Origin of the sequence: Neobacillus sp. SAB-20_R2A (assembly GCF_049568635.1) — a bacterium.
GTDB classification, from domain to species: Bacteria; Bacillota; Bacilli; order Bacillales; family Cytobacillaceae; genus Neobacillus; species Neobacillus citreus.
This window is the reverse complement of record NZ_CP145895.1, coordinates 4,559,984-4,582,431: the sequence shown is the minus strand read 5'-3', so window position 1 is coordinate 4,582,431 and position 22,448 is coordinate 4,559,984. Positions and strand designations below refer to the sequence as shown.

Below are 22,448 nucleotides of genomic sequence, written 5' to 3'. Positions count from 1 at the left end.
GAATTTGGTTACAAAAAATTGGTCTTTTTGGAATATTATGTTGTTTAAAAGTATAATAGATGGCTAGATTAGGGGGAAAATGGATGCAAATGATAATTTGGGCCTTTGGGTCTATGGTGTTAACTTTACTTGTACTGGCTATATTGCGAATTGGTCTTACCTTCAAAGGGAAATTTCTGATTGCATCGGCAGCTTTTGTAATTGCTCTTGGCGGGAATGCGGCGGTTTCGACCTTCCCATTATGGCAAACAGCTTTAATGCTGCTAGTGCTCGTCTTTCTGATTGCTTATGTTTTTGATTCCCGGATGGGGGCAGCAATTTATCAAAAGTCTTCCGTATTTGCAGAGGAATTTGATTCGTTTTTAGAAATAGAGCAGCCAGCGCCAATAGAGGGAAGCTCTATTGAATTAAAACAGCAAAATATCCTGCCTCAATCCATTCTTGGAGAACTTGACAAAGATTCTAAAAAGGCAGAATTAAACTCGTTTGTTCCAAACCACGAAGAGGATACAGTTCACCCTGCTGATATCAAAGAAGAGGATATATCCTTCCTGCTGGATCGAGATACAGAAGAAATTATGGAACACGCTGAAATATTGGAACCAACAGAAGGGTATATGTCTGATATCGAAAGCTTGCTGGAATTGGAAACACAGGCAGAGACAGAGCCTCAGGAAGAGGAAGTATTGGACAAAATTCCTGGCCGTGAAGTTGAGTTTTCGGACGAGGAATTAGAAGTAATGGATGAGGATGCTCCGTTAGATGATGCCCTGTTGGAGTTTTTAAGCGCCGATCGTGAGGCAGCCGCAGCACTCAATTCGGAAGATACACTAGAGGAAATAGAGCTGGACAAAAAACTTAGCTTAAGCAAATAAATACCCATCCTGTAAAGGCAAAGACGAGGGGAGACATAAGAATTGGGTAAAAATAAACAAATGTTTAAATTGTTTGTTGTACTTTTTTTCAGTACAGCTTTTATTTTCAGCTTCTCCCATTTTGGTGCTAAGGCTTTTGAAAAAATGTCAAATGCCGACGGTAAATATTCCGAAGGGACAACAGTTGGTTCATTGGATGTATCGGGGAAAAGACCTGATGAAGCATTGGCAATGCTTGAAGAGAAGTATGTCAATTGGGTGAAAGACACTTCCATGGACATGCAATATGGAGAAAAAACGACATCGTTTGATTTGAATTTGTTTGCATTAGATGCTAAAACTACAGTTGCTTCTATCAAAGAGGGCCAAAACAATGCGATTTACCTTTCTGTTGAGAAGGAACAGGTGGAAGAACAGCTGCAAACCTTGTTTCCACAAATGAAATTGGCCGACTATGATTTGGAAAAGCTGACACAAAGCTTAAATGCCTCAGCAGCCAATTTCCAAACGGGTTCCCATTCCTTTAATCTTTATAATGACTTTCTGCTGGCAGATCGTGTCCAAAAGGATGCGGTGATTAGCTCGGCAACGGTAGAAATCCCTAATTTCACTAATTTACAAACTGTTATAGATAAGAATATTAAAATGGATATACCGGAGAATGGGACTGTCTCACTATTAGATTTTGCGAAAAAGAATCAGATTGATAATGGTGAAACACTGAATGTATTGGCAACAGGTATTTATAAAGCGGTATTGGCGTCGAATTTTACCATTGTTGAAAGAAATATCAGCAGCCATCTTCCAAATTATGCAATGCTAGGCTTTGAAGCGAAGGTTGATCCGGCAAAAATGATTGACTTGGCGATTTCTAATCCAAACAAAAGCAACTATTCTATTGAATTTCATATTGATAATGGCCTGTTAAAGGTAACAATAAAAGGCCAAAAATTGCTATATGATTATAAAATTACTACAAAAGATGAACAGAAACTAAAGCCTAAAACAATTGTACAATATAGCCCAGAACTTTCTCCTGGAAAGAAAAAGATTCAAACGGCTGGGGAAGAAGGCTTAATCATCAAGGTATACCGTGAAGTGTATCAAGGCGAACAGCTTGTTAGAAGCGAAAAGATTTCCGAGGATTATTACCCGCCTGTTTATCAAGTGGAAATCCAGGGAATTCCAGCTGCAAGCCAGCAACAGACATCAACAGCTACAACCAATCAAGCAAGTGTAGATAACAGCACTAGTGTAACCGATACCTCTAACCAGGCGCAGTCCACAACAAACGGGGAACAGCAGGAAAGTGACATATGGGGAAAGCCAAATGAACAACCAAAATAAAAGCAGGGGTATAAAATGAGGCAAACTAGAAAACGACTTGGAAATTTATTAATTGAAGAAGGATTGATTACAGCCGAACAGCTTGAAGTTGCTTTAAAGGATAAAGATCCGAATCAAAAATTAGGTGAGGCTCTTTTGCAAAGAGGCTACCTGACAGAGCAGCAGCTGATCGAAGTGCTGGAGTATCAACTGGGGATTCCGCACGTAAATCTGTTTCAATATTCATTTGATACCAGTCTTTTTACGCTTATTTCAAAAGAAACAGCGCGGCGAAATTTAATTATTCCCTTAAAACGCGAAGGGAATAAATTATATGTGGCGATGGCCAATCCGATGGACTTCATTGTGATTGACGACCTTCGTCTATCGACCGGATTCCAGATTGAGCCAACGATCGCCACGAAGGATGAAATTCTCCGTACCATCAATAAGTATTATGACGTGGACGATGGATTGGACGAACTTTTGGACGAGCTTCCACAGAATGAGCGCGGTCAGTCCGATAACATTACGGACTTGGATTCGCCGATTGTCCGGCTGGTTAATCAGATTTTATCGAATGCGGTGATTCAAAGGGCCAGCGATATCCATGTTGACCCGCAGGAGACAAAGGTCATTGTCCGCTACCGGATTGACGGAGTATTAAAGGTTGAACGGGTACTCCCCAAAAATATGCAAAGTGTGTTAATTGCCAGAATCAAGATTATCTCGAACCTTGATATCACTGAGCATCGAATTCCTCAAGACGGCCGGATTAAATTAAATCTTGATTTCCATCCGGTTGATCTCCGCGTATCAACGCTGCCGACTGTGTATGGCGAAAAGATTGTCATGCGTATTCTTGATATGGGCTCCACGTTAAATGACCTAAATAAACTGGGGTTTAATGCATTAAACCTGAAACGTTTTAATGAAATGATTGAAAAGCCGACGGGAATTGTTTTAATTACCGGGCCAACTGGCTCCGGAAAATCCTCTACCCTTTATGCGGCGCTTAATAAATTGAATAGTGATGAAGTCAATATCATTACCGTCGAGGACCCGGTCGAATACCAATTAGAAGGAATTAATCAGGTTCAAGTAAATCAGAATGTCGGGATGACGTTTGCGGCAGGATTAAGGTCAATTCTCCGTCAGGACCCAAATATTATCATGGTCGGAGAAATCCGGGATTCGGAAACGGTTGAGGTAGCCATTCGGGCCTCATTGACGGGGCATTTGGTATTGAGCACCTTGCACACAAATGACTCGATTGGGACTGTTACCCGTCTTATCGATATGGGTGTGGAGCCATTCCTGCTTGCTGCCTCGCTCAGCGGGGTTGTATCTCAGCGTTTGGTGCGGAAGGTCTGCCGTGACTGTGCCGAAATCCAGGAAGCATCCAAACGTGAAGTCGAGATATTCGCCAAACGTGGCATGAAAATTGATAAAATAACTCGGGGAAAAGGCTGTCCTTCCTGTAACATGACAGGGTATAAAGGTAGGATCGCTCTGCATGAGGTCCTTGTAATTAATGACGAAATGCGCAGAGTCATGATGAATGGGGAAACTTTTCAAAAGATGAAGGAAATTGCCATTAAAAATAAGACAATCTTTCTAATCGATGATGGTCTTTTGAAAGTAAAACAAGGTCTTACCACTACAGAAGAAGTTTTACGTGTCGCAATTCCAGAGTAGGAGAACAAGATGATGAAAGATAGAATTGATGCTATTTTAAGAGCGGCTATTGAATATAAAGCCTCCGATATTCATTTAACGGTTGGAGTGCCTCCAGTATTCCGGATAAATGGTGAAATCAAAAGATATGGTTCGGATAAATTGATGCCGGACGACACCGAGGCTATGGCAAATGCGATTATTCCTGAAGATAAGTGGGAGCAGTTTAAGGAAAAAGGCGAGCTGGATTTCTCTTACGGTGTTCCAGGCAGCTCAAGGTTCCGTGTCAATGCCTACCATCAGCGGAAGAGTGTTTCCTTGGCACTTAGAGCTGTTGCCTCAAAGACGCCAACAATGGAAGAGCTTGATTTACCGGAGATTATTTCTAAATTAGTGCAAAAGCCTCAGGGATTGATTTTGGTTACAGGTCCAACAGGAAGCGGTAAGTCGACTACCCTTGCTTCCATGATTGATTATATGAACCGCAATATGCGCAAACACATTATTACACTTGAGGACCCTATCGAGTACCTCCATAGGCATGGCAATTCGATTATCGACCAACGTGAAGTGGGCTACGACACGATGAATTATGCAAGCGGCTTAAAGGCAGCGCTCCGTCAGGACCCGGATGTCATTCTAGTTGGGGAGATGCGTGACCTTGAAACAATTAGTATTGCCATTACGGCTGCGGAAACAGGACACCTTGTGTTAGGGACCCTGCATACCTCTAGTGCACCGACAACCATTAACCGGATTATTGACGTTTTCCCGCCTGCCCAGCAGCCGCAAATCCGCGTACAGCTGGCTTCGGTTTTGGTGGGAATTATTTCGCAGCGCCTATTCCCGACGGTGGACAAAAAGGGACGGAAGGCCGCAACGGAGGTCTTAGTCAACAATCCGGCAATAGCCAACCTAATCAGAAATGAAAAGATCCATCAGATTACAAGTACGATGCAAACGTCCCGTGCCCAGGGAATGCACACGCTTGAAATGAGCATCCGCGAATTGATCGAACGCGGCCAGATTGAAAAGGAAGCTGCCTCACAATATCTACATGAAAAGATGATGATGAATGGCTAAATTTAAATATTCCGGGCGCGACCGCAAAGGCAAACGGCAGGGCACCGTTAATGCGGCATCCAAGCGCGAGGCAGTGGAGAAGCTGAAGGAACAGGGGATCCGTGTCATAGAGTTGAGTGAAGTACCGGAAACATTGTTGACTAAGGATATCTCCTTTGGAAACCCAGTTAAGCTCCAAGATTTTGTTATTTATTTACGGCAGTTTGCAACGCTAATTAAGGCTGGTGTGACCGTTGTTGAGGCCACTTCAATTCTTTCTTATCAAACTGATAGTAAAGCATTGAAGAGGGCTTTATTAGAAGTGGAGCAGGAATTGCGGGAAGGAAATCCACTTTCGGATGCAGTAGCTAAACATAAAAAAATATTTAACCCGATGTTTGTTAACATGCTAAAAGCAGGAGAGGTCAGCGGTAATTTGGATGTAACGCTTGAGCGTCTTGCAGAGGACTTTGAAAAACAGCACCATACTAGGCAAAAGGTTGTGTCCGCCCTCACATATCCAATGGTTGTTGGCGCAATCGCTATTCTTGCCGTTATTTTTTTGCTTGTTACTGTAGTACCTAAATTTGTGCAGATGTTTAATGATATGGGAGCAGAGCTTCCGGCAATTACGAAGTTTGTTTTAAGTGCAAGTAAATTTATGCAGTCTTTTTGGTGGCTGGTTGCGCTCATTTTTATATTAATTTATTTGTCTTTTATGTTCATGAAAAAAAATGTCAAATTCAAATATTACTTGGACTATGCGCTATTAAGGATGCCAGTATTCGGCAAATTGATGCAAAAAGGGGTATTGGCAAGGATGATGAGGACGCTCAGTACCTTATTTTCCAGCTCGGTTCCTATCCTTCAAGCGATGTCCATTATTGAAAAAGTTGTCGAAAATGAGGTCATCTCAAAGGTGATCCGTGAGTCACGGGTTTCTCTTGAGAAGGGACGGTCAATGACAGAGCCGATGAGCGAGCACTGGGCCTTTCCTCCGCTTGTCACGCAAATGATTTCAATTGGGGAGGAAACCGGTGCCCTTGATGCCATGCTCGCCAAAATTGCTGAATTCTATGAGAAAGAAGTAGAAACGGCAACAGACAAGCTTAAATCATTAATTGAGCCGATTATGATCGTTTTATTAGCCGGTCTTGTTGGTGTCATAGTGATGGCAATAATGGTGCCAATGTTTAGTATGTATGACCAAATGAGCTAATTAGACAAATATGTAGTAAAAATGTCAAGAACCAAAAAATAAAGACAAAAATCGATAAAAAACTTCTTTTCTGCAGCTTACAATTATTGTATACTCATAGTGAAATATTAATAGGTTTTTAGAACCAGAGGGAGAGGAAATATGGTACAAGCATTAAAACAAAAAATGAAGGAACAAAAAGGTTTCACCCTTATTGAATTATTAGCAGTTATCGTTATTTTGGGGATTATTGCTGCGATTGCGATTCCAGCTATCGGGAATGTCATCAACAAGTCAGACAATAAAGCTAAGGTTCAAGAAGGCATTCAGATAATAAATGCAGCTAAACTATATGTTGCAAATACTGGGAATTTAACGTTTGCTGAAAGTGGTACAACAACCAAAACCTATACTCTGCAATTACAAAATGATGTATTAAGCACTTATTTAGACCATGTAAAAGATAATAACTATACAGTTATTGTAACAAAAGACTCTAACAATAAGTATACGTACTCAATTACTAATCACGAATCAGGTGAAGTTGTTGGGGCCACAAAGAGCCAATCAGATGTAGTTGACGAACAAACTTTAACAAGTAACGCGCGATAATGTTTAATATTTTACTTTTTCTTTATGGCCTACTTTTAGGTTCCTTCTTTAATGTAGTCGGTTTAAGAGTACCATTAAAGCAATCAATTATTTCACCAAGATCAGCATGTCTCACATGCGGACATCAACTAACACCATTAGAACTAATCCCAGTAATATCATATCTGTTTCAAAAGGGGAAATGCCGCGGCTGTCAGTCGCGGATTTCTCCTATATATCCGACAATGGAACTATTAACAGGTGTACTTTTTGCTGTTGTACCACTTGTCGTTGGATGGTCAGGAGAGTTAGTAGTTGCTTTAACACTCATATCACTGTTTATGATTATCATTGTTTCAGATATTCATTATATGATCATCCCTGATAAAATTTTAATTTGGTTTGCAGGGATTTTTTTATTGGAACGAATTTTCTTCCCGCTCAATCCTTGGTGGGATAGCCTGCTTGGGGCTGTTACAGGATTTACCCTCCTTTTGGTTATTGCCATAGTCAGCAAGGGCGGTATGGGCTTTGGAGACGTAAAGCTTTATGCCGTACTTGGCTTTGTTTTAGGATTTAAGCTTGTCCTTTTATCGTTCTTTTTATCAACCTTATATGGTGCCGTCATTGGCGGATTGGCCCTTCTATTTAGAATTGTGAATAAACGGCAGCCCATTCCTTTCGGGCCATTTATCGCTGCTGGCACACTAACTGCTTATTTTTGGGGATTGGATATAATAAATTTTTATATAGATTTTCTTAATCAAGGATTTTAATTAAGGGGTTTTTTAGATATGGCTTTTTCCCTGTTTACACCCAAAAACCGAATTATCAATCTGGTCCTTAATGACCATTCCATTCGCTGCCTCGAATTAAAGCAAGCGAATCCTCCCACAGCCCAAAAATGGGGGGAGCGTTTCCTCCCGCCAGGTATTATTAGCGATGGGAAAATCGTCAATGTCGAAGCCTTATCTGCTATTTTAGAAGAATGCATTGATGAATGGAAAATCCAGAGACGGTCTATCCGCTTTATTGTACCGGATCAGCTGGTAATCATCCGGAAGGTATCCATTCCTGCAGATATAGCGGATGATGAGATAAAAGGTTATTTATATCTTGAACTTGGCGCAACGATTCATTTACCGTTTGAAGAACCAGTATTTGATTATTATCCTCTAATAAACAATGGAAAAACAAAAGATATTCTCCTGTTTGCCGCTCCAGAGCAGTTTGTCATGGAGTATGCGGATTTATTTTCCAGTTTAAAACTGAATCCCATTGCTGCGGATATTTCACCGCTGGCACTTTACAGATTGTTCTATCAACTTGGTCTTACTGAACAAGATGAAACGACCATCTCTGTTCAATTTGATTTGACTAGTGTCAATCTATGTATCTTTGAAGGTTCCATCCCGGTCGTGATGCGGCCGTTTAATTTTCCATTTGATTTGGATAAATGGGAAGTTAAACGGGATAGTTTAGGATCGATGGTCTGCAGGTATGCTGGAGATACAGATGAATTGGCAGACCAGTTTGAAGATATTCTTAAAGAGGTTAATAAGTTAATAGACTTTTATCGTTACACCTTAAATCATGAGAATAACGACATCGATCGGATTCTATTAAGTGGAGATCATCCGATGCTTGTTGCCATTACTGATGAATTGAAAGAGCGATTTGACATTCCTGTTGATATCCTTTCACTTGAACAGGATGCATTTGATAAACAAAACAACCTTCCAGCTAATTTACTATTATCTTTAGGTCTTGCCTTAAAAGAGGTGCAATAATGTTAGTTGAAATCAACCTGCTTCCTCAAAAGGAGCCGAGAAAATTTGCTTTTTTTGTTACACTAGCTGGAATTCTTGTGATCTTATTATTGGCTGGCAGCTACTATTATTTTCAAATCAGCTCGGTCAAATCTGATATAGACTCTGTTAATCGAGAAATTACAATGACAAAAAAGATCCGTGAAGCAGCGGAACAGAAAAATACTACGGCAGAATCATCAACATCTGTTACGCAGCTTAAAAGTGCGATTGAATGGGCACATACCTATCCGATACGGACCATTCCGGTCATGCGTCAGCTCACGGCATTGCTGCCGGAACGGGGATTCATCCAAACCTTTGCCTACACAGAGACTGGAACAATAACCCTAACCGTTCAGTTTGATAGTCAAAGGGAAGCGGCATTCTTTTTAAACAGTCTACATGACTCAACCTGGATCGAAGATGCAAGCTTAAGTTCTTTAACCGCTGTTGTCCAGAGTGATACTACTGCCTCGGGCACGCAGGTTGCCTCAACTCAGAGTGGTACTGTCAGCTCTGTTAGTCAGAATAGTGAAGTGACGGTTTCTGGAAGCAATACGGCTGGACAAGCTGCTGCAGCCACAGGAACTGCAACTACGGGTGCTACAACCAATGGAACTACTGCTACTGGAACTGCGACCAATGGAACTACAGCTGCTGGAGCTGCAACCACGACCGCCGCTGCTCAAGCAACCAAAGCTAGTGGCACTGCTTCTAGCAATTCAACTGCAGCAAGTACCAAGGATAGTAATCTATTGCCACGATATACAGGGCAATTTGAAATTACCCTTAATAAGGATGTCGTAAAGGAAAATATTAAGAAGAGCTGGGATGCGAAGGGAGTGAGCGGATCATGAAACTTGCTTTCTCTAAAAGGGACAAACTAATTTTATTGGCCGCTGTTCTATTGGTAGTCTTGCTCATTGTATATGCTCAATTTATCAAGCTTTCTCCTTTACATTCTGATTTACAGAGCCAGCAGCAAACCTTAAAGACGGAGAAAAAGCTTCTCGATGTAGTCAGCCAAAAAAAAGCGGAAAGCGCGAAGACGGTTGCTGAGAATACCAGAGAATTACAGAAAGTACTGCCTGTTAACCCTTTACAGGAGCAGCTTATTCTGGATCTTGAAAAAGCTGAAGCCGCTGCAAACAGTCAGATTCTTTCGATGAGTTTTTCCAAGGATGGCACCGTTGCTGCTGAAGCTCCTCAAACAGATTCGCAAAATGCTGGAAATCAGCAGAGTAATGCGAATCAGGCTGCTTTAAACCAGAATGCTGGAAATCAGAGTCAAGGTACAACAAACCAAGCTTCGACTACCACAGCTTCTCAAGGGACAGATGCTAATAGCCAAACTTCAGGTGATCAAGCTGCACAGCAGCCGGCAGCACCTGCTGCACCGGCATTAAAGAAGCTGATTGTACAGTTATCTGTCGAAGCACCAAGCTACGAAGAATTTGAAAAATTTGTTGAAACGTTAGAGACGCTGAAGCGGATCGTGGTTGTGGAAAGCATTAATTATACCGGCACAACTGAAGTCACAACGCAACAGGAGGAAACTCCGAAGCTGACCTTTTCATTAACGGTTTCTGCTTTTTATATGCCAGACCTGGCTGACCTTAAGCAAGATGTACCGAAAATAGATGCTGAAGCTCCTGCTGGAAAAACAAATCCCTTAAGCCAGTTCCCAGAAACGGCAACAACTCAACCATAATTAAAACGATGCCGAACTTATAAATAATTTGACGAAACTCTAAGATAACAAGACGACAAAAGTCTTGTTATTTTTTTTTGCCGGTATGTTAGGATGGAACATATTACTGTCGAACAGAAAGGAGAACGTAAAGTGGACAAGCCTAAAAAGGGCCATACCATCACGATTAAATTAAATGGAGAACCCAAATCCTTTCGTGAAGAACCCCGAAAAAATGTGCCGGAACCTACACCAGAACCTATTCCAAACGAAATAAAAATAGATTCAGAATTACACGAATCAGAAGGAGTCAATGAAGCAGCAGCGGCTCAGGAATCCATCGAAGAAAGCTTTGATTGGATTATTCCTGAATCCTCTGAAAATGATGTAGAGGAATTTACAATAGTCAATTCCCCGAACACTAAAAAAAGTAAATCAACAAAATCTTCAATTTCATTTGCTAGTTTTTCTAACAAAAACAATCGCCGGCCAATTGGATCTATTGTCATTACCGCCGTTTGCGCGATTCTCATTGGCTTAACGATTGGCTTTTTTATGCTTAAGCTAGTCATAACAGAATCCGGTGAAAAGCCTGTCACCCAACCAAATGTGGCTGGAGAAACTGGAAATGAAAAAGAACAAACGGAAACAACCGATAAAACAGCGGCCACTTCGATCGAACAGCTTTCTACTTATGTAGTCCAAGGCGGTGTTTTTACCTCGAAAGCAGGTGCTGAGGATACTACTAAACAATTAAAGTCTAGAGGTATTCCTTCCGAACAGGTAGAAATCGGCGGAAAGTTTTATTTATTTTTGAGCGTGGCGGATTCGCTTGAAACGGCCAAATCAATAAGTACTAAATACAAAGATAAAGGTGCCGAGGGGGCCTTCGCCAAACCGTTGATGCTAGATGAAAAGAAGCTTTCAAACCTTACAGATAATGAAAAGAGTTTTATCGAATCGCTTCCAAGTATCTATCAATCTCTTTCAACCATGGTTTCTGGTGCGCTCGTATCAAGCAGTGTGTCTGCTGATGCTGGTATAAGTGAAAAATTAAAAATTAATAACATTAAAAACGATAGTATCAATAAAATGAAAACAGAGTTATTGGGCGCTGACGAAAAGGTAAAAGCTTTTCAAAAATCTAAGGATACAAAAAGCTTAGTTGATGCTGAGCAGCATTTACTAAACTTCCTGTCCATTTATAATTCGTTGTAGCATCTTTTGACAAACTAAACCACCGCTCGATATTTTCCGGGAAATTATTGCAAAATAAAGCCTGCCGAATCGACGGCGGGCTTTTTATAGCACACATTCGGCAAATATTGATAAAGGTTGTATAATCTGACAAATTTCTTCAAAATTTAATAATATAAAAATTGTTTGCACCGCTCTTTTTTGATACGATTAACTTGTATCTCCCTAATGCGTTGCAAAAAAAGGTAAGGTGATGAAATGCAGAACCTCATTTTAGCCTCTTCTTCTCCACGGCGAAAAGAACTTCTAGAAAATCTCCATTTAACATTCACAATTTCAAGCAGTGATGTGGATGAAAGCTTTGACCCCAAGCTTTCTCCGGAAGAAGTCGTAATGGAATTGGCCGAACGCAAGGCACAGGCTGTTTTTAAAGAAAATAGGGATGCCTTTGTGATTGGTTCCGACACTATTGTGGTTACGAACAATCAAATCTTGGGAAAGCCAGCTGATGAGGCGGAAGCCGTACAAATGTTAAAGACCCTTTCAGGCAGTCAGCATGATGTATTTACAGGTGTTTCAATACTATCTCCAACTAGCTCAACTAAGTTTTATGAAAAAACAGAAGTTTGGTTTTGGGAGTTAACGGATGATGAAATACGGTCATATGTAAAAAGCGGTGAACCGCTTGATAAAGCAGGGGCATATGGCATTCAGCAGCTTGGAAGCATGCTTGTCAAAAAAATCTATGGGGACTACTTTGCGGTTGTCGGCCTGCCGGTTGCAAGAACCAGAAGGGAATTGAAACGGTTAGGTTATCATTTGCCGTACTAATTTTTTCTGACAATAACTCCCGACACTAAGGGAGGGAAAAGTTATGTCAACCAACACATTAATGATTCGTGATTTCCCGCAAGATGAACGGCCAAGAGAACGGTTTATCCAGCATGGCCCGCAAAGTTTATCGAATCACGAGTTAGTTGCAATATTGCTTCGGACCGGAACGAAGGATGAATCAGTGCTGCAATTATCGAATCGCCTCTTAACTCATTTTGAGGGGTTAAGGCTGTTAAAAGCGGCCACTTTGGAGGAAATTACCGAAATAAAAGGGATTGGCTCGGCGAAAGCGATACAGCTTCTGGCGGCTGTCGAAATTGGCAGGAGAATTGCCAATTTGGAATATAATGACCGCTATGTAATCCGCTCGCCGGAAGACGGAGCCAAGTATGTCATGAACGATATGCGCTTTCTGTCACAGGAGCATTTTGTCTGCTTGTATTTAAATACCAAGAATCAGGTCATGCATAAACAAACGGTATTTATTGGCAGCTTAAACGCTTCCATCGTTCACCCGCGTGAGGTATATCGGGAGGCACTAAAGCGGTCTGCAGCATCCATCATTGCTCTTCACAATCACCCGTCCGGTGACCCCGCGCCAAGCCGGGAGGACATTGAGGTGACGAAGCGGCTGGTAGAATGCGGCAAGATCATTGGAATCGATCTTCTGGATCACATCATCATCGGGGAAAATAAGTTTGTCAGCTTGAAGGAAAAAGGATATTTGTAATGCTATGATTTTATTTGACGTTAGGATATAATATTGGTTATGATTTTTTAGGACTGCCTATTCAATTACGTTACAATTATTGGAAAATTTTACGATAAACACCTGCCTTAGGACAGAGCATTTAGTATCAGAAAGGGAGATACAACGTTATGTTTGGAATTGGAACAAAGGATCTTGGGATAGATTTAGGAACTGCCAACACCCTTGTGTATGTAAAGGGGAAAGGGATTGTCACAAGGGAGCCATCTGTGGTGGCGATGCAGACGGATTCAAAACACATTGTTGCGGTCGGAAATGACGCCAAAAACATGATTGGCCGGACTCCGGGAAATGTGGTTGCCGTTCGTCCGATGAAGGATGGCGTCATCGCTGATTTTGAAACAACAGCTGTTATGATGAAGCATTTATTCCGCGAGGCCCAAAAGAATAAAGGCTTTTTCGCCGGTAAGCCGTATGTGATGGTCTGTGTACCATCAGGGATTACAGCGGTTGAAGAGAGAGCGGTTATTGATGCAACTAGACAAGCGGGAGCAAAGGATGCCTACACGATTGAAGAGCCGTTTGCTGCCGCTATTGGTGCCAATCTTCCAGTCTGGGAACCGACGGGAAGCATGGTTGTTGACATCGGCGGCGGAACAACGGAAGTAGCGATTATTTCTTTAGGGGGAATTGTTACTTGCCAATCAATCCGTGTTGCCGGTGATGAGATGGATGAGGCGATTATTTCCTATATTAGAAAAACATATAATTTGATGATTGGTGACCGTACTGCGGAAACAATCAAAATGGAAATCGGTTCTGCAGGCACTCCTGAAGGTATCGATAACATGGAGATTCGCGGCCGTGACCTTCTGACTGGTCTGCCAAAAACAATTGAAATTTCCGCCAAGGAAATTGCCTCCGCTTTAAGTGATACGGTTTATGCCATTGTTGAAGCAGTAAAGAATACGCTTGAAAAAACACCACCGGAATTGGCTGCCGATATTATGGACCGGGGCATCGTCCTCACGGGCGGCGGGGCGCTGCTGCGCAATATTGACCGTGTTATTAGCGAAGAAACAAAAATGCCTGTCCTGATTGCAGAAAACCCTCTCGATTGCGTGGCAATTGGTACAGGAAAAGCTTTAGACCATATCCATTTGTTCAAAAACAAAGCTAAAGATTCAAGATAGATAAAAATAGAGGTGTAATATCATGCCACAGTTCTTTTTGAATAAGCGTTTGATCATTTTGCTCGTCAGCATCATTGTTCTCGTGGCATTGATTGGGTTTTCTTTAAGGGAGAGGAGTAAACTTACCTGGCCGGAGCAGTTCGTTAAGGACTCAACCGGCTGGGTTCAATCCCTGGTTTCAAGGCCTGCCCAGTATGTTGCAGGCTTTTTTGAGAATCTTCAGGATTTGCAAGATACATATGATGAGAATAAGGAATTAAAATCACGCGTTGAGAAAATTGCCAGCCTTGAAGCAGAAGTTCAAGAACTGAAAAAAGACAACAAAGAATTACGTGACGTTCTCGATGAAAAAAAGACCCTGAGAGATTTGGAACCAATGCCGGCAACAGTTATTGGCAGAAATCCTGATCGTTGGCATGAAATGATTATTATCAATAAAGGCAAATTAGATGGAATTAAAAAAAATATGGCTGTTATAACAGCAACAGGATTGATCGGAAAGGTGAAAAACGTCACACAATTTAGCTCAACAGTGCAGCTATTGAGTGCAATGGACCCGAAAAACCGGATCTCCGCTGTGATTCAGGGGGAAACCGAGGTTTACGGATTCGTTCAGGGCTTTGATGATAAACAAAAAATGCTTCTCGTTAAAGCTATTCCATCAGGAGCTAAGGTGGAAAAAGGGCAGACAGTCATCACCTCAGGAATGGGCGGTGTCTTTCCTAAGGGGTTGATGATTGGAAAAGTAGAAGAGGTGAAACCGGACCAATATGGCTTAAATCAAACCGCACTAGTGAAGCCGGGAGCGGACTTTTACGATATTGAAAATGTCATGGTCATTAAAAGGTTAATGACGAGCCCTGAGGAAAGTGCGATGAAATCCGGGAAGGAGGAAGATCTGTGAGGAAATTCTTTCTCCCTCTTTTGTTTTTGCTCCTTTTTATTTTTGAAAGTCTGTTTGTTCAATTTTTGCCCGCTGATTCCTTTGGAAACCGTATACTAGTTCCGCGGTTCTTGTTTGCCACTTTGCTTTTTTTGACGATATATGTTGGGAAAAATCAGGGGATTATTTATGCGGCCATCTTTGGACTTCTATTTGATATCGTATATGTCGAAATTATCGGCATTTATTTTTTCTTGTTTCCATTTATCTGCTACCTAGCAGCAAAGGTTATGCAGGTGATTCAGTCCAATATCGTTGTCGCTTTCTTCGTTTCCCTTTTGGGAGTTGCGCTGTTAGAAGTGGGCGTGTATGAAATTAATTATTTAATCCATGTGACAAATCTTGATTTTATGAGCTTTGTCAATTTGCGTTTCTATCCCACTCTTATATTAAATGGAGTTTTTCTCGTGTTAGCAGCCTATCCTTTAAAACGCCGCTTTGAAAAACATGCCGAGGCAATGCGGGAGGATTTATGAATCGGGGAAAAGTCTTGGTATGGTCTCTTCCTCATTCACAAATTGTTCCTGATGACAAAGTTTGGGGAATGTTTTTTTAAAAAAAGGAGAATGGACAGTTCGTGTCGAACTCTTTAAAGATGGATGTTTATGATTTGGATTTGGGAAATAATAGCTTAAATCCGAAATTGTTTTTGTATTTTGAGGTGAAAATTCTCCATGAAAAATCGGCAAAATGTTACAATAAAAGGAACAAAGGATGGGCTTGTTCTTCATCTTGATGATACCTGTTCCTATGAGGAATTAAAGCAAGAACTGGACCAAAAGCTCTCCGCCAACTCCAGAACGCAGGAGGAACGCCACTTAATTTCTGTGAAAGTGGATATTGGCAATCGCTATTTAACGGATGATCAAAAGGAAGAACTAAAAGAATTAATCCGTCAAAAGAAAAACTTAATGGTGGATGATATTGAATCGAATGTGATTACGAAGGAAGAAGCCAATCGACTAAAGGAAGAAAACGAGGTCGTAACGGTTTCAAGAATCATCCGTTCCGGGCAAGTATTAAGAGTATCAGGGGATTTACTGTTAATTGGAGATGTGAATCCAGGCGGAACCGTGATTGCAGGCGGGAATATTTTTATAATGGGTGTCCTCAAAGGAATTGCTCATGCAGGGTGTTTTGGCAATGAACAGGCAGTCATTGCCGCTTCGAGCATGAAGCCATCGCAGCTAAGAATCGGCGAATATATAAATAGATCCCCAGATTCGAATCCTGCTAATGAGCACAGAGAAATGGAATGTGCTTACATAAATGAGAACCATTATATTATTATCGATAGATTACAAGCTTTAAATCATTTAAGGCCTAATTTAACGAGATTAGAAGGGGGACATTAAAGTGGGAGAAGCAATCGTAATTACATCAGGTAAGGGCGGCGTTGGCAAAACAACAACCTCTGCCAATATCGGCACTTCGCTGGCTCTTCAGGGAAAGAAAGTATGCTTAATAGATACGGACATCGGCCTTCGAAACTTAGATGTCGTAATGGGGTTAGAAAATAGAATTATCTATGATTTAGTCGATGTGGTTGAAAAAAGATGCAAAACCCATCAGGCACTTGTTAAGGATAAGCGATTCGATGGCCTTTTGTATTTGCTTCCGGCAGCGCAGACTGTCGATAAGTCAGCTGTTACACCCGAGCAGATGCAAGAGTTAATTACTGAGTTAAAACAGGACTATGACTACATAATCATCGATTGTCCGGCCGGAATCGAGCAGGGCTATAAGAATGCCGTTGCCGGTGCGGATAAAGCCATTGTAGTGACAACGCCGGAGGTTTCTGCTGTCCGCGATGCCGACAGGATCATCGGCCTTTTAGAAAAAGAAAAAGACATGGAGCCGCCAAGGCTAATCGTCAACCGGATTCGCAATCATATGATGAAGACCGGTGATATGCTTGATATTGATGAAATTACCCAACATTTATCAATCGAACTGATTGGCATTGTCGCTGACGATGAAGAGGTCATCAAAGCATCGAATCATGGTGAGCCGATTGCACTAAATCCTAACAGCAAGGCATCGATTGCCTACCGAAACATCGCCAGAAGAATTCTCGGAGAGTCTATCCCGCTTCAATCACTCGAAGATCAAAATAAAGGTGTATTTTCAAAACTGAAGAAATTCTTTGGAGTTCGATAAAAATCAAAGCCTGTTCACAAGATCTGTGGACAGGCTTTTTTATATGCTTGTCATACTCTATAAAAACTCTACATAAACTTGTACAAACTGTGTGAAAAGGGTTGATGGGTATGGCGCGGTCTACTCCGGATGAAATACGGCGGCGAATCGCAAAGAGGAAAAAAGAGATGGGCGGCAGCAAGGCAAATGCGCCAGATCGGAGCTTGTTATGGCCAGGGGATGAGGAAAAATATGAATTTAATTATATACCCCCGTCTGCAGGCGGTGATGGTGATGATGGACACCCCTTATTTAAAAAGGAAGTATTCTTTTTCAAAATTCTAGCATCGGTCCTCTTGTTCTTAGTAGTTGCGATTATGTTCCGCAATCAAACGGCCACTTTTCAGCCGGCGAGGGACGTCGTCCTAAAAACAATGGATCAAGATTTCAAGTTTGCCGTTGTTTCCAAGTGGTATGAAGAAAAGTTTGGCAAGCCGCTTGCTTTGTTGCCTTTTTCTGAAAAAGACAAATCAGATCCGAAAGAGCAGGTCCAAAAAGGGGCTGTTCCGGTAACAGGAAAAATTCTTGAGAACTTTGAGAAGAACGGCCAGGGAATCATGATTGAGACTGGCAAAGGAGCGGCTGTCCAAGCGATCAGTGACGGGTTTGTCATGGATGCTGGAGAAAAAGAAGGCATCGGGAAAACAGTCGTTATTCAGCATTCCGATGGAACAGAAACATGGTATGGGAATTTAAAAGATATCAAGGTCAAGCTCTATGAATATATCGATAAAAGAGCAGTGGTGGGGACAGTTTCTGATTCAGCGGGAGAAGACAAAGCAAAAGGCCAGTATTATTTTGCTGTTAAAAAAGGCGATGAGTTCATCGACCCGATTCAGGTGATTCGTCTTGAATAAAGCGATCGAGTTACTCCGCCATGTTCATATCCACCCGCTGTTATGGTTAGTCGTTGCACTCTCAATCGCCACGGCTCATTTTATGGAAGTCAGTTTACTCCTGGGCATCATTTTCGTACATGAAATGGGGCATGCGGCGGCGGCTTCTTTTTTTTCCTGGAGAATCAAAAGGATCACCCTCCTGCCATTTGGCGGGGTCGCGGAGATGGATGAGCACGGGAATCGTCCGCTAAAGGAAGAGGCGATTGTTGTCTTGGCAGGTCCGCTCCAGCATGTATGGATGGTGGGAGCGGCATTTGCTCTCCTTCATTTCAATCTGTTTCCCGAGGATTTATTTCCATTATTTATTGAATATAATCTGATGATTTTAATTTTTAACCTTTTTCCAGTTTGGCCGCTCGATGGCGGGAAACTGGTATTTTTACTGTTATCATTGAAAAATTCTTTTGCAAGCGCCCATCGCACCACGCTGATGATTTCCTTCGTCAGTTTATGCATTTTTTCATTTGTAATATTAGCTACAGCACCAGCCCATATCAATGTTTGGGTAGTAATCGGCTTCTTATTCTTTTCGCTTTATTACGAATGGAAGCAGCGGCGCTTTATTTTCATGCGCTTTTTACTTGAACGTTATTACGGGAAAAAATCATCAAGTCCAGACTCCTTGAAACCTATCCAGGCAGATGAGCAGGATCTTTTGATTAACGTCTTGGAAAAATTCCAGCGCGGTTGCAAGCATCCTATAATAGTCGAGGTCGACGGCAGGGAAAAAGGCACTCTCGATGAAAACGAATTGCTGCATGCCTATTTCACCGAAAAACGTTTAAACGACAAAATAAGCGACCTTCTCTTTTTGTATTAGTAAGGTATAATAGATAGAAAGCAGAGAGCGCTCGTGTGGGTACGAGCGCTTTTTCCTGTAACTTTGGGTAAAATAATGGTTAACCCAATAAGCTATTTATAAAAAGGTGAGGAAACAAGGTTTGGAAACATTAATTATAAATTACATAGGACGGGAAAAGCGCTTCGCTTATCTCCGTGGAAATCGTATAGAAAAGATTATTTTTGACCGGCCAGAACATCGATCGCTGGTTGGTAATATTTATTATGGGACCGTGACAAAGGTTTTACCCGGGATGAATGCTGTTTTTATCGATATCGGGGAAGAAAAAAATGCTTATTTACATCGTGATCAGCTTCCAGCATATGTATTAGCATCAGAAAAACAAGGAAAGGTCTCGTCCTACGTCCATCAAGGGGAAAAGCTGCTTGTACAGGTTGACAAGGATGCAACAGGTACCAAGGGTCCGAAAGTGAAAGGTATTATCGAAATACAAGGCACAAACCTAATTTACATGCCAAAAGGGCGATATGTCGCAGTATCCAAAAAAATCGCGGACGAAAAACAAAAAGCACGGCTTCGACAAAAAGGGAACCACTTGAAAACCGAAGAAGAAGGCCTGATTTTTCGGACATCAAGCATTACCGCAACCGACGATGAGCTCCGTGAAGAATTAAGCAGCCTGCGTGAACAATATCAGGAATTTACCCAAAAAGCCGCTGCCTTAAAAAAGCCGGGACTAATTTTTCAAAAAGATACCTTTTTGGAAATGATTCAACATCAAGCTGAAAATATGTCGTCAGGTGAAATTATCTTAGATGACCTGGAACTAAAAAAACTACTCGGAGAAAAGCATGCCTGCACCTATTATAATGGAAAAGAAAATATCTTTTCCGCCCACCAAATTGAGCATGAAATTGATAAAGCTCTAAAGCGGGTTGTCTGGCTTGACCATGGTGCCTATCTCATCTTTGATGAAACAGAGGCCCTCACCATTATCGACGTAAATACCGGGAAATTTTCCGGCAAGCAAGATTACCAGGATACCGTACTTAAAACCAATCAGCTGGCAGCGAAAGAAATCGTCAGACAGCTGCGTCTTCGTGATATTGGCGGGATTGTGCTCATTGATTTTATTGATATGAATCGTGAATCGGACAAGCAATCGATTCTAAATCTTTTTGAAAAAGAGCTGTCAAAGGATGAAAAAAGAACGAAAGTGATTGGCTTTACGCCGCTAGGGATTCTGCAGCTGACTAGAAAAAAAACGAAGGTTACTTTGTCGGAAGCGTTGCAGGAAAAATGTCCGGTATGTGAGGGGACAGGAAAAATCTTAAGTGCAGAGACGATTGCGTTCCGACTAGAAAGGGAGCTATTGGAGCATCGCTATTCTGAATTTGATGCAGTCCTTGTAGAAACGACAAAAGAGGTTAAAGAGCAGTTTCTTCCGCATTTAGACATCTTAGAAGAAATGCTTCATTTTAAAGTATTTTTTACAACTACCATAGCCCCAGCACATTATTATTTATTGAAGCAATTTGGGCCAGTGGATGAGATATCCCAAAAAGCTGTTGACACTTTCGTCTAAATTATGTATGATTTTAATGTTATGTTTGTAGCGCACCCGTGCTACAACCGCACATGACAGGTAGTAAGTCTTACGCTTTAGCATAAGCGCCTGTTTTTGGCGAGTCTGAGTTTATAAGGAGGTGCAGTTCATGTACGCAATTATCGAAACTGGCGGAAAGCAAGTGAAAGTTGAAGAAGGTCAAGCTATCTACATTGAAAAACTAAATGCAGAAGCTGGCGAAACAGTTACTTTTGACAAGGTTCTTTTTGTTGGCGGTGAAAATGTAAAAGTAGGAAGCCCTGTTGTTGCAGGCGCTACTGTTACAGCTAAAGTTGAAAAACAAGGCCGTCAAAAGAAAATCATTGTTTTCAAGTACAAGGCGAAGAAAAACAACCGTAAGAAGCAAGGTCATCGTCAACCTTATACTAAAGTAGTCATCGAAAAAATCAACGCGTAAGGTGTTGAGCAATAGATGATTCACATTACGATTAATCGTACTGAATCCGGACTCATTTCTTCCTTTACGATGAGCGGACATGCTGACTTTGCAAAACGAGGCCGAGATATTGTTTGTGCTGGTGCATCGGCTGTTTCATTTGGAACAGTGAATGCCATCGAGGCTCTTACGGGAGTCAAAGCACAGGTTAAACAAGGGAATGGCGGCTTTCTCCAATGTACGTTTCCAGAGAATATTTCAAACGAAACACAAGAGAAAGTTCAGTTGTTGCTTGAGGCGATGATTGTCTCACTTGAAGGGATTGAAAAAGAGTACGGAAAGCACATAAAATTAACCTTCAAACAGTAGGAGGTGGAACAAATGTTAAGATTAGATCTTCAGTTTTTCGCTTCTAAAAAGGGAGTAGGTTCAACAAAGAACGGACGTGACTCTATCGCAAAGCGCCTTGGTGCTAAGCGTGCGGACGGTCAATTTGTAACTGGCGGTTCTATCCTGTACCGTCAACGCGGTACTAAGATTTACCCAGGTGAAAACGTTGGCCGCGGTGGAGACGACACTCTATTTGCGAAAATCGACGGCGTTGTAAAATTCGAACGCTTTGGTCGTGACCGCAAAAAAGTGAGCGTATATCCAGTAGCTCAAGAAGCTTAAAGTTACTAGAAAACTCTAACCATAACGGTTAGAGTTTTCTTTTTACCTTAACACCCTCACCTGTTTATTCATCATCATTGCACTTTTGCCTCTCCAAATCGTATCATTCAACATAAAAATTGCTTACTCATGGTTGTTTTTTTGATATACTAACAGAAAATAGTTTCCGATAAAGGATTGGGAGAGTACGCATGGAGAAAGAATGGGATATTATCGAAGTGCTGCGGCATTCACGACATGATTGGTTAAATAAGCTGCAGCTCATCAAAGGTAACCTCGACTTAAATCGAATTGACCGGGTTAAAGAGGTCATTACGGAAATTGTAGTGGAGACACAGCATGAGACAAAACTGTCTAATCTGGGACTTCCGCAATTTGCCTCATTATTATTTACAGCTAATTGGGAAAGTCATGCCTTTCAGCTAGAATATGAGGTTTTTGAGGATTCTGAGTACATAAAGATTAATGACTTCAAATTAACTGAATGGACAAAATCCCTTTTTGCCCGTTTAAATCAGACGATTGAAGCATTTCAAGAAAACCATTTATCCATAACAATTGAACCGCAGTCAGATGGAATTCGTTTCTTTTTTGATTTTCGCGGGATAATAAATAACAAGGAACTGATTGAACAATTCCTGGATGGTTCACAAGAGGTGACCATTAAGGAATTTACCGAAAGCGAATTCGCGTTAGAGGTGTTTATGCCTGCTGTTTAATTCTGTGTGCATACGCCCGCGATCTCGTCGCATTCATCAGTTATTTCA

At 41.5% G+C, this 22,448-nt stretch carries 25 protein-coding genes and 1 other annotated feature; all 25 genes read left to right on the top strand.

Features of this window, described 5'->3' with window-relative positions; translation table 11 throughout:
• Nucleotides 1-83 precede the first annotated feature (83 nt).
• Nucleotides 84-875, top strand: a complete 792-nt coding sequence (locus V5M37_RS22535) for a hypothetical protein (protein WP_423799226.1) — start codon at nucleotides 84-86, stop codon at nucleotides 873-875.
• Between the two features lie 42 nt (nucleotides 876-917).
• Complete coding sequence (locus V5M37_RS22530; RefSeq protein WP_423799225.1) at nucleotides 918-2,222, top strand: VanW family protein; 1,305 nt, start codon at nucleotides 918-920, stop codon at nucleotides 2,220-2,222.
• Between the two features lie 15 nt (nucleotides 2,223-2,237).
• Nucleotides 2,238-3,899, top strand: coding sequence for a GspE/PulE family protein (locus V5M37_RS22525; RefSeq protein ID WP_423799224.1), 1,662 nt, complete (start codon nucleotides 2,238-2,240; stop codon nucleotides 3,897-3,899).
• A gap of 12 nt (nucleotides 3,900-3,911) precedes the next feature.
• Nucleotides 3,912-4,961: a type IV pilus twitching motility protein PilT gene (locus tag V5M37_RS22520; RefSeq protein ID WP_423799223.1), complete on the top strand. Its 1,050-nt coding sequence runs from the start codon at nucleotides 3,912-3,914 to the stop codon at nucleotides 4,959-4,961.
• Complete coding sequence (locus V5M37_RS22515) at nucleotides 4,954-6,159, top strand: type II secretion system F family protein (protein WP_423799222.1); 1,206 nt, start codon at nucleotides 4,954-4,956, stop codon at nucleotides 6,157-6,159. Before V5M37_RS22520 ends, V5M37_RS22515 begins: the two co-directional genes overlap by 8 nt.
• A gap of 141 nt (nucleotides 6,160-6,300) precedes the next feature.
• Entirely contained in the window at nucleotides 6,301-6,750 is a 450-nt protein-coding gene (locus V5M37_RS22510; RefSeq protein WP_423799221.1) for a prepilin-type N-terminal cleavage/methylation domain-containing protein, read from the top strand.
• Complete coding sequence (locus V5M37_RS22505) at nucleotides 6,750-7,505, top strand: prepilin peptidase (RefSeq protein ID WP_423799220.1); 756 nt, start codon at nucleotides 6,750-6,752, stop codon at nucleotides 7,503-7,505. The genes V5M37_RS22510 and V5M37_RS22505 overlap by 1 nt, the downstream gene beginning before the upstream one ends.
• Before the next feature lie 18 nt (nucleotides 7,506-7,523).
• Nucleotides 7,524-8,519 carry a type IV pilus biogenesis protein PilM gene (pilM, locus tag V5M37_RS22500; RefSeq protein ID WP_423799219.1) on the top strand — a complete coding sequence of 332 codons (996 nt, stop codon included), beginning with the start codon at nucleotides 7,524-7,526 and terminating at the stop codon, nucleotides 8,517-8,519.
• Entirely contained in the window at nucleotides 8,519-9,397 is an 879-nt protein-coding gene (locus V5M37_RS22495; protein ID WP_423799218.1) for a PilN domain-containing protein, read from the top strand. The genes pilM and V5M37_RS22495 overlap by 1 nt, the downstream gene beginning before the upstream one ends.
• Entirely contained in the window at nucleotides 9,394-10,251 is an 858-nt protein-coding gene (locus V5M37_RS22490) for a hypothetical protein (protein ID WP_423799217.1), read from the top strand. Before V5M37_RS22495 ends, V5M37_RS22490 begins: the two co-directional genes overlap by 4 nt.
• A 132-nt stretch (nucleotides 10,252-10,383) precedes the next feature.
• The gene (locus V5M37_RS22485; protein ID WP_423799216.1) at nucleotides 10,384-11,448 is read left to right on the top strand and encodes a hypothetical protein; all 1,065 of its coding nucleotides are present in this window, start codon (nucleotides 10,384-10,386) and stop codon (nucleotides 11,446-11,448) included.
• 237 nt (nucleotides 11,449-11,685) lie between these two features.
• A complete protein-coding gene (locus V5M37_RS22480; protein WP_423799215.1) occupies nucleotides 11,686-12,258 on the top strand; it encodes a Maf family protein in 573 nt (190 codons plus the stop codon).
• A 43-nt stretch (nucleotides 12,259-12,301) separates the two neighbouring features.
• Complete coding sequence (radC, locus tag V5M37_RS22475; RefSeq protein WP_213144708.1) at nucleotides 12,302-12,991, top strand: RadC family protein; 690 nt, start codon at nucleotides 12,302-12,304, stop codon at nucleotides 12,989-12,991.
• A 149-nt stretch (nucleotides 12,992-13,140) separates the two neighbouring features.
• A complete protein-coding gene (locus V5M37_RS22470) occupies nucleotides 13,141-14,163 on the top strand; it encodes a rod shape-determining protein (protein WP_213144709.1) in 1,023 nt (340 codons plus the stop codon).
• Nucleotides 14,164-14,185: 22 nt separating this feature from the next.
• Entirely contained in the window at nucleotides 14,186-15,067 is an 882-nt protein-coding gene (gene mreC, locus V5M37_RS22465) for a rod shape-determining protein MreC (protein WP_423799214.1), read from the top strand.
• Entirely contained in the window at nucleotides 15,064-15,582 is a 519-nt protein-coding gene (gene mreD, locus V5M37_RS22460) for a rod shape-determining protein MreD (RefSeq protein ID WP_423799213.1), read from the top strand. Before mreC ends, mreD begins: the two co-directional genes overlap by 4 nt.
• 198 nt (nucleotides 15,583-15,780) lie before the next feature.
• On the top strand, nucleotides 15,781-16,461 hold the full coding sequence (gene minC / locus V5M37_RS22455; RefSeq protein ID WP_423799212.1) for a septum site-determining protein MinC: 681 nt from the start codon (nucleotides 15,781-15,783) through the stop codon (nucleotides 16,459-16,461).
• Between the two features lies 1 nt (nucleotide 16,462).
• Nucleotides 16,463-17,266, top strand: a complete 804-nt coding sequence (minD, locus tag V5M37_RS22450) for a septum site-determining protein MinD (protein WP_213120020.1) — start codon at nucleotides 16,463-16,465, stop codon at nucleotides 17,264-17,266.
• Nucleotides 17,267-17,376: 110 nt separating this feature from the next.
• Complete coding sequence (locus V5M37_RS22445; RefSeq protein WP_423799211.1) at nucleotides 17,377-18,162, top strand: peptidoglycan DD-metalloendopeptidase family protein; 786 nt, start codon at nucleotides 17,377-17,379, stop codon at nucleotides 18,160-18,162.
• Complete coding sequence (locus V5M37_RS22440) at nucleotides 18,155-19,024, top strand: M50 family metallopeptidase (RefSeq protein WP_423799210.1); 870 nt, start codon at nucleotides 18,155-18,157, stop codon at nucleotides 19,022-19,024. Before V5M37_RS22445 ends, V5M37_RS22440 begins: the two co-directional genes overlap by 8 nt.
• Nucleotides 19,025-19,145: 121 nt before the next feature.
• Nucleotides 19,146-20,591, top strand: a complete 1,446-nt coding sequence (locus V5M37_RS22435) for an Rne/Rng family ribonuclease (protein WP_423799209.1) — start codon at nucleotides 19,146-19,148, stop codon at nucleotides 20,589-20,591.
• A 35-nt stretch (nucleotides 20,592-20,626) separates the two neighbouring features.
• Nucleotides 20,627-20,708: a sequence feature (ribosomal protein L21 leader region), on the top strand.
• A 13-nt stretch (nucleotides 20,709-20,721) separates the two neighbouring features.
• Complete coding sequence (rplU, locus tag V5M37_RS22430) at nucleotides 20,722-21,030, top strand: 50S ribosomal protein L21 (protein ID WP_213120024.1); 309 nt, start codon at nucleotides 20,722-20,724, stop codon at nucleotides 21,028-21,030.
• A gap of 15 nt (nucleotides 21,031-21,045) precedes the next feature.
• Nucleotides 21,046-21,378, top strand: a complete 333-nt coding sequence (locus V5M37_RS22425; protein ID WP_423799208.1) for a ribosomal-processing cysteine protease Prp — start codon at nucleotides 21,046-21,048, stop codon at nucleotides 21,376-21,378.
• Nucleotides 21,379-21,390: 12 nt separating this feature from the next.
• Nucleotides 21,391-21,681, top strand: a complete 291-nt coding sequence (gene rpmA / locus V5M37_RS22420) for a 50S ribosomal protein L27 (protein WP_213144717.1) — start codon at nucleotides 21,391-21,393, stop codon at nucleotides 21,679-21,681.
• 191 nt (nucleotides 21,682-21,872) lie between these two features.
• Nucleotides 21,873-22,400, top strand: a complete 528-nt coding sequence (locus V5M37_RS22415) for a Spo0B C-terminal domain-containing protein (protein WP_423799207.1) — start codon at nucleotides 21,873-21,875, stop codon at nucleotides 22,398-22,400.
• The last annotated feature ends 48 nt before the right edge of the window (nucleotides 22,401-22,448 follow it).